This window comes from Flavobacterium sp. (assembly GCF_028712645.1).
In the GTDB taxonomy this organism is placed as follows: Bacteria; Bacteroidota; Bacteroidia; order Flavobacteriales; family Flavobacteriaceae; genus Flavobacterium.
In genome coordinates this window covers 1-8,241 of record NZ_JAQTPQ010000153.1, presented here as the reverse complement: position 1 = coordinate 8,241, position 8,241 = coordinate 1, and the positions used below count along the sequence as shown (strand labels likewise).

8 protein-coding genes and 1 pseudogene are annotated in these 8,241 nt (G+C 35.9%); all 9 read left to right on the top strand.

Annotation, left to right across the window (positions count from 1 at the left end):
- The coding region (locus tag PHC28_RS12085) for an amidohydrolase (RefSeq protein ID WP_300100680.1) at positions 1-940 on the top strand (940 nt) is incomplete at its 5' end.
- Between the two features lie 48 nt (positions 941-988).
- Entirely contained in the window at positions 989-1,465 is a 477-nt protein-coding gene (locus tag PHC28_RS12080) for an Lrp/AsnC family transcriptional regulator (RefSeq protein ID WP_300100677.1), read from the top strand.
- 4 nt (positions 1,466-1,469) lie between these two features.
- Positions 1,470-2,771, top strand: coding sequence for an aminotransferase class III-fold pyridoxal phosphate-dependent enzyme (locus PHC28_RS12075; protein WP_300100672.1), 1,302 nt, complete (start codon positions 1,470-1,472; stop codon positions 2,769-2,771).
- Positions 2,772-2,781: 10 nt separating this feature from the next.
- Positions 2,782-3,228: a GNAT family N-acetyltransferase gene (locus tag PHC28_RS12070; RefSeq protein ID WP_300100668.1), complete on the top strand. Its 447-nt coding sequence runs from the start codon at positions 2,782-2,784 to the stop codon at positions 3,226-3,228.
- Between the two features lie 37 nt (positions 3,229-3,265).
- Complete coding sequence (locus tag PHC28_RS12065; protein WP_300100665.1) at positions 3,266-4,687, top strand: NAD-dependent succinate-semialdehyde dehydrogenase; 1,422 nt, start codon at positions 3,266-3,268, stop codon at positions 4,685-4,687.
- A 99-nt stretch (positions 4,688-4,786) separates the two neighbouring features.
- Positions 4,787-5,437 (top strand): GNAT family N-acetyltransferase, encoded by a 651-nt coding sequence (locus PHC28_RS12060; protein WP_300100662.1) that lies wholly within the window; start codon positions 4,787-4,789, stop codon positions 5,435-5,437.
- Positions 5,438-5,541: 104 nt separating this feature from the next.
- Positions 5,542-6,633: an ABC transporter substrate-binding protein gene (locus PHC28_RS12055; RefSeq protein WP_300100659.1), complete on the top strand. Its 1,092-nt coding sequence runs from the start codon at positions 5,542-5,544 to the stop codon at positions 6,631-6,633.
- Positions 6,634-6,808: 175 nt separating this feature from the next.
- Entirely contained in the window at positions 6,809-7,897 is a 1,089-nt protein-coding gene (locus PHC28_RS12050; RefSeq protein ID WP_300100656.1) for a CaiB/BaiF CoA-transferase family protein, read from the top strand.
- Positions 7,898-8,052: 155 nt separating this feature from the next.
- Positions 8,053-8,241 (top strand): annotated as a pseudogene (locus tag PHC28_RS12045) (hypothetical protein); the annotation flags it as partial.

Here is an 8,241-nt window from a genome sequence, read left to right as displayed (position 1 = left end):
TAATTATTTATTGAGTTTGGGGATTACAAGTGCAACTGATCCAGCTGCAAACCAAGAATTATTAGATGCTTATATTCGATTAGATAAAGAAGGATTGTTAAAAGTGCGAATGAATGTTTTTCCGCTTCGAATTCCTGACGGAAGTGACGAAATTCAGCCTTTGCCAGAGAAATATGAATCAGAATTTTTGCAAATAAAAACAGTTAAGTTCTTTTCTGATGGAGGTTTGAGTTCCGCAACTGCTGCCTTGAATGTGCCTTACAAAAATACCGATGGTTACAAAGGCGTTTTGCGATTGGATTACGATAAATTCTATAAAACTGCCAAAGAAGCGGTTGACAAAGGATTTTCGGTGGCAACCCACGCGATTGGTCATCAAGCGGTCGATTTGACATTGAAAGTGTATAGCGATTTATTTAAAATTGACAACACTTTAAAACACAGAATTGAACACGTTGGATTTTTATCCAATGAAAATATAAAGGATTTTCAGCAAATGAATATGACCGCAGCAATGCAACCTATTTTCATCTATGAATTGGCAAATAATTTCAAAAGCACGCTTTCAGATGAATTATTGGATGTGGTTTATCCTTGTAAAACTGTTTTAGATAACGGAATAAATTTGGCGTTTTCCACCGATGGTCCCGTGGTGAAAGAAATAAATCCGTGGGTGAATATGGAAACTGCAGTAACACGAAAAGCTGCAGATGGATTTGTCATTGGAGAAGACCAAAAAATCACTTTCCAACAAGCGTTGAAAGCTTATACAATCGGAAGTGCAAATGCCGATAATTTAGGACAGATAAAAGGATCACTTTCCATTGGAAAAGTTGCCGATTTTATTGTTTTGGATACGAATCCATTTGATTTAGATAATGTTTCTAAAGTGCAAGCTATAGAGACTTGGATAAATGGAGAATTACAATATAAAATTTAACAAACCCTGTTAAGGTTTTAAACCCTGACAAGGTTAAAAGGAAAAACAATGAGTGCACTCGACGACGATTTAGATTATCAAATATTGAAACTGCTTCAAAAAGACGGCAGAATGTCATTTACGGAAATTTCGAAAGAAATTAATGTAGCAGTGAGTACCATTAGACACCGTTTTATCAATTTAGTCGAAGATGGTACATTGAAAATTATTGGAAGAATTGACCCCAACAAAATTGGTTTTAATGCTTATGCAAGTGTTTTGATTTCGGTAAAACCAAAGTCATTAATGAACACCGTTTTTGAGTCTTTGATCAAGTTGCCGGAAATTAGCTTTTTGGCATCAGTTTCGGGAGATTATGATATCGAAGCCAACGTAATGTGCAGAGATATGGAACATCTTAACGAATTATTAGGTGATAAAATTCACACTTTAGAAGGTGTTTTTGATACGAAAACCAATATGTATATGAAAATTCACAAATTTTCGCAACCCGATTTAGAATTAGCAAAATTATCAAGACAATAAAAAAATGAACAATACCAATAAACTTTACGAAAGAAGAAAAAATAGTGTGCCAAATGCACTTGGAATTTTCAACCCATCTAGTATTCAATCTGCAAAAGGAGCCATAATTATTGATGCCGATGGAAGGGAATTAATTGATTTTGCAGGAGGAATTGGAGTCAATAATGCTGGTCACGGTGTGCCTGAAATCATTGAAGCCATAAAAAATCAAGCCGATAAATTTATTCACGCTTCATTCAACGTTTCTGTCTATGAGCAATATCTGGACTTAACTGAGAAACTCTGCGAAATACTTCCTCACGGAGATGCTACCAAAGCAATGCTGACTTTATCAGGCGCAGAATCGGTAGAAAATGCTATCAAAATTGCTCGTGCTGTAACAGGAAAATCAGGAATTATTTGTTACGACGGTTCTTTTCACGGACGCACGATGATGGCGATGACTTTGACATCTAACGTGAAATACAAAGAAGGCGCCGGACCGTACGCTCCTGAAGTATATCGTTTGGAGTACCCATATTACAAACCTTCGATGAACAAAAGAATGACTCAGGATGAATTTGATGATTTGATGATTATGAAGTTGCACAAAACTTTTTCGTCAACCGTATCAATAACTCAAACAGCTGCAATCATAATGGAGTTAGTACAAGGTGAAGGTGGTTTTACCGTTGCTTCGAAAAAATATGTACAGTATTTGCGTAAATTCTGTACCGAAAATAATATTTTCTTAATTTTTGATGAGGTGCAATCCGGTTTCGGTCGTACTGGAAAATGGGCTGCTTATGAGCATTATGGAGTAACTCCAGATTTATCTACTTGGGCAAAATCTATGGGTGGCGGAATGCCTATTGGAGCTGTTATTGGCAAAGCCGAAATTATGGATGCTATAAAACCAGGACTTATTGGAGGAACCTACCTTGGTGGGCCTTTGAGTTGTGTGGCTTCGTTGGCAAGTATCAATTATATGCAAAAGAACAACATCAATGCCGCTGGCGAAAAAGTAGGTAAAGTGGTTCGCGAAAAGTTCAACGAATTGATGTCAAAATATCCTAAAAACATTACTGATGTTCGTGGTTTGGGAGCAATGTTAGCTATCGAATTTTTTAATCCAGAAACGCAACTTCCAGATGGAGTTTCAACAAAAGCAATTGTCGATAAATGCCTTGCAAAAGGATTAATTGTTATCACTTCTGGAACCTATGGGAACTGCATTCGAATATTAAGCCCTTTATTTATTGAGGACGAAATTTTAGAAAAAGGATTGGCTATTTTAGAAGGAACAATAAAAGAGGTTTTATCCTAAAAAGGAAACTATGGAATTAGTTGAGATAAATTTTGGAGAATACTTTATTACAACAGACAAATCTAAAATGGATATTATTGCAATTCACGATTTTTTATCAAAATATTCGGGTTGGAGTAATCATATTCCAATTGAAAAAGTAAAAAAGTCAGTTGAAAATTCTTTGAATTTTGGACTTTTTTTTGAAGATAAACAGATTGGATTTGCCAGAGTGATTTCTGATTTTTCAACAATTGCATATTTAGGAGATATTTATATTTTGGAAAACTATCGTGGGAGAGGGCTTTCAAAAAAACTTATGGATGAAGTAATGAAACATCCAGACTTACAAGGATTAAGAAGATGGGTGTTATTAACTTCAACCGCTAGATGGTTGTATGAAAAATATAATTTCAGGAGTTTACCAAAACCTGAAATTTATATGGAAATTTTTAATCCTGACATTTATAAATTTTAAAATTCGTTTTATCAGCGTACAATTTTTAACAAACAAAATGAGAAAACAATATATAAACGGAGAATGGTGCGATGCAATTGATGGTGCAACTTGGGATTTGCAAAGCCCTTCTACCGAAGCAATTTTAGACAAAGTTCCTTTCGGAAATGCTGATGATTGTAAAAAAGCAATTGCTGCAGCCGATGCTTCTTTCAAAAGTTGGAAAAACACAACGCCTTATTTTAGAGCCGAAATTCTAAAAAAAGCAGCCGATTATATGCGTGCCAATGCTGAGGCTTTCGCCAAAGAAACTTCTTTGGAAACAGGAAAACCAATGCTCGAATCTCGTGGAGAATGGCAGGTTTCAGCCAACCTTTTTGAATGGTACGCCGAAGAAGGAAAACGCAGTTACGGTAGAGTGATTCCGTCAAGCAGAATCGACAAGCGTTCTATGGTAATTTATCAGCCATTGGGCGTTGTTGGAGTGATTACGGCCTGGAATTTTCCTGCTTATAATCCTGCAAGAGCGGTTGCTGCTGCTTTGGCTGCTGGCTGTAGTGTGGTGATGAGAGGTTCTGAATTTACACCTTTGTCCAGTTTTAATATGGCAAAAGCGTTGCACGAAGCAGGAATTCCAAAAGGAGTTTTCAACTTAATTAATACAGAACCAGTTTCTACTGGAATCGAAATGATAGAAAATCCTTTGCTGAAAAAAATAAGTTTTACAGGAAGTACTAGAGTTGGAAAAATTCTGATGGATGGCGCATCCAAAACATCAACCAAATTATCACTTGAATTGGGAGGAAACGCACCGGTAATCATCGAAAAAGATGTAGATGTTGAAGCGATTGCACATCAGGCAATTGTTGCCAAACTAAGAAATTGTGGTCAGGTTTGTGTTTCTCCACAACGTTTTTACGTGCATTCAAGTATCTTCAATCAATTTGTTTCTGTTGTAAAAGAAGACATTTCGAAACTGAAAACTGGAATTAATGGTGGAGATATTGATTTTGTTGGACCATTAATTAATAAAACGCAGCAAAAGCATTCCTTGGCAATGCTCGAAAAAGCAAAAAGCGAAGGCGCAACAATTCATATTGGAGGAGAAGCTTCGGAAAAAGGATTTTTCGTTCATCCGGCTTTAATTGAAGCCAGACAAAATCAGGCTTTTATCAAAACAGAAATGTTTGGACCATTGATGATAGTGATTCCTTTTGAAACAAAAGAACAAGTATTGGAATGGGCGAATGACACCGAATATGGTTTGGCTTCTTATGTGTTTACAAATCACATTAAGACCGCTAATTTCTATGCTGAAAATTTGGAATTTGGTATGGTTGGCATCAACGAATGGGCTGCTCACGGAACCGAATTGCCTTTCGTAGGAATAAAAAGTAGCGGAATTGGTCACGAATCGGGTTCCGAAGGATTGAAAGAATACTTAGAATTAAAATTAATCAGTTACGGAAATATGTCGTGAGCATTTAGGTTAAAAAAATTAAAGATTAAAAAAATCCGTTTTTATCTGTGTTTTTGCGAAGCAAATCCGTTTCATCAGCGTTCAATAAAAATAAAAATTATGAAAAAAGAAATTTTAGGCAAATACATTTTGCAAACAGCAACTCCAGAGTATGCAAAACAAGAAGCGGAACTTCAAAAAATTGTTTTTCCAACCTTATCGGAAGAAGAACTAATGACCGAGGCACAATACAAACGCCATATTGAGATTTTCCCTGAAGGGCAAATGATTGTTTTAGACGGCGATAGAGTTATTGCAGCCACAACAACTTTGATGCAAAATTACCACAAAGGACATCATACTTTCTTGGAGATTTCGGATAATTTATGGTTGGGAACACACGACCCAAAATCAGATTGGCTTTACGGTTTAGATGTTTCTGTTCATCCTGATTATCAAGGAAAAGGAATTGGAAGAGAAATCTATAATGCGCGTCAGGAAGTAGCCAGAGCAATGGGAACTAAAGGTCAAATGACAGCAGGAATGCCTATTGGATTTGATAAAGTGAAAGACCAAATGAACATTGCAGAATATTGCGACAAATTAATCAAAGGTGAAATTATTGATCCAACGGTTACGGCTCAAACCAAATGTGGCTTTATTTTGGTAGAACCATTATTCGATTATTTAGACGATCCACGCAGCGGAAATTGCTCCGTTTTGATGTATTGGCCTTTGGATTCAAACACGAAGTTGAGTGAGAATCATTAAAAAAATATTCGAAAAATGCTCCGCAAAGTCTCTGACTTTGAGGATGTGATAAAAGGTCTCTGACCAAATTTAAACTATTTTTCTATTAACAAAAACCAAAACAAATGAAAAAAATCGTAGTATCATTATTAGTAATTACTGGCTTGGTTTCGAGCTGTGGCAAAAAAAAGGAAGAAGTTAAAACGGTAGATTTAGCTGAGCTAAAAGGGTCAACCTTGAATATTTTGGCTTGGGAAGGCTATGCTGATGCGTCGTTTACCAAAGTATTTGAAGAAAAATACGGAGTTACTGTCAAAGGAACTTATTTTGGTTCTTCGGATGAATTGGTTTCTAAATTACAAAGTGGTGGTGGTTCTAGTTATGATGTAATCACGCCATCGTCTGATGTTGCTGGTTATATCGTTGAATCTGGTTTGGTTGAAACAATTGATGAAAGTCAAATTGCGGCTTGGAAATCACTTTCACCAGTTCTTGTGGGAATGAAAGATGTTCAAAAAGACGGAAAAACGTATGGAATGCCATTCACTTGGGGACCAGATTATTTAATCTATGATGCCGATGTGATTAAAGAAGTTCCAACTTCTTGGGAGTTGTTTATGGATCCAAAATACAAAGGAAAAATCGCGTTGTATGATGATATTTCGACTATTTATTTGGCTGCACAAATGTTGGGTTACGACAAAACAGATCAATCCGTTTTGTACAATATGACCGAAGAGCAATTGGCTGCTTGTAAAGCAAAACTGGTTGCAATGAAACCTCAAGTTCGTAAAAACTGGGCTTCTGCAGGTGAATTAGATAACCTTTTCAAAAATAAAGAAATCGTTGCTGCTGTGGGTTGGCCTTTGACTCCAGCCAATTTGAACAAACAAGGAATGAACATCAAATCGGTGATTCCAAAAGAAGGAGCAACTGGTTGGATTGACCGTTTAATGATTGTGAAAGATGCTAAAAACAAACAATTGGCGCAACTTTGGTTAGACTATGTTTCTTCTCCAAAAGTTATGGCTCAAGTAGCTGAATTCACCCAATATTATGTTTCTAATCCAGAAGCAAACGCACTTTTGACTCCGGAAACTCAAAAATTGATGGACGTGGCAAGTATGGATTCTATGTTCAAAACCTTGAATTTCTGGCAGCCTGTTAAAAACAGAAAACGTTACAACGAAATTTGGAGCGAAGTAAAAAATCAATAATTTTTATTATGTTTTTTAAACCATTAAGATCTTAAGAAAATTAAGTTATAACTCTTAATGAACCTTAATATCTTAATGGTTTCAAGATAAAACTATTTTAATTTTTTTAAGAATATTTAATTTTTCAATAAGAATTAATATCGTTAACTCTAACTGGTTATTCTAAGTTATTTAAATGTTAAAACAAGAATTATTTGCTGATTTAAAAGTAGTTGAACTGGCTGGAGTTTTGGCGGGTCCTGCTGTTGGAATGTTCTTTGCCGAACTCGGCGCAAATGTTCTAAAAGTTGAAAATCCTTCAAATAATGGAGATGTAACGCGCAGTTGGCGTTTGGAATCAGAAAAGGAAAATACACAATCTGCCTATTATAGTAGTGTGAATTACAACAAAACTATTATTTGGGCAGATTTAAAAAAGGCTGATGATTTCGAAATGGTGTTGAATCATATTGCTTCGGCAGATGTCGTGATTTCCAATTTCAAGCCTTCATCCGCCAAACAATTAGGATTGGATGCGATTGCTTTGCGCAAAAAATTTCCAAAACTGATTTATGCCCAAATTAGCGGTTACGGTATTGAAGATGAAACTCCAGCCTTTGATGTGGTGATGCAAGCCGAAGCCGGTTTTATGTTTATCAATGGAGAAGCGGACGGAATACCATTAAAAATGCCAATTGCATTGATAGATGTTTTGGCAGCGCATCAGTTGAAAGAGGCAATATTGGTGGCTTTATTGCAACGATCCAAAACAGGTTTGGGTTCAACGGCGCATATTTCGTTATATAATGCGGCGCTTTCATCATTGGCAAATCAGGCGACAAACTATTTAATGGGTGGAGAAATTCCGCAAAGAATGGGAAGTTTGCATCCGAATATTGCTCCTTATGGAGAAACATTTTATACGAATGAAGGAAAAGCAATTGTGCTTGCCGTTGGGAATGACAAGCAATTTGCATCACTTTGTAAATGTCTGAATTTTGTCCTTCGACAAGCTCAGGATGACGATTCAGATTTGTTTAAAACCAATGCTTTGCGTGTTAAAAATCGAATGGAATTGGGGAAAATATTGGCAGAAGCATTTTCGAAATTTGATAGCGAAACACTTTTAGCAGACTTGAAAAATAATAATGTTCCGTGTGGAGATATTCGTTCGATGGACGAAGTTTTGGATAATGAAACCGCTCAAAAATTGATTTTATCAGAAACTTTGAAAGACGGCCAAATCACAAAAAGAATGGCTACAGCAGTTTTTGATTTTTATTAGATAAAATAGAGGTGTACCTGCAAGGTTTTTTAAACCTTGTAGGTCTATTTGATAGAATGAATACCTACAAGGTTTAAAAAAACCTTGCAGGATAAAGAGAAATTGTAAATACATTAATAATGTATTTGCTGTGTTTCATAAAAAGGAAATTAGAAATGAAAAAAGCAAACAAATACATCTTATTGACGCCACTTTTACTGTGGTTGTTCCTGTTTTTGGTATTGCCCTATTGCTTTATTTTGACGCAAAGTGTTTTGACAACCGATGATTTTGGGAAAGTGATTTACCATTTCAATTTGGATTCGTATATCAAAATATTTACCAATCCATTGTATTATGAAACC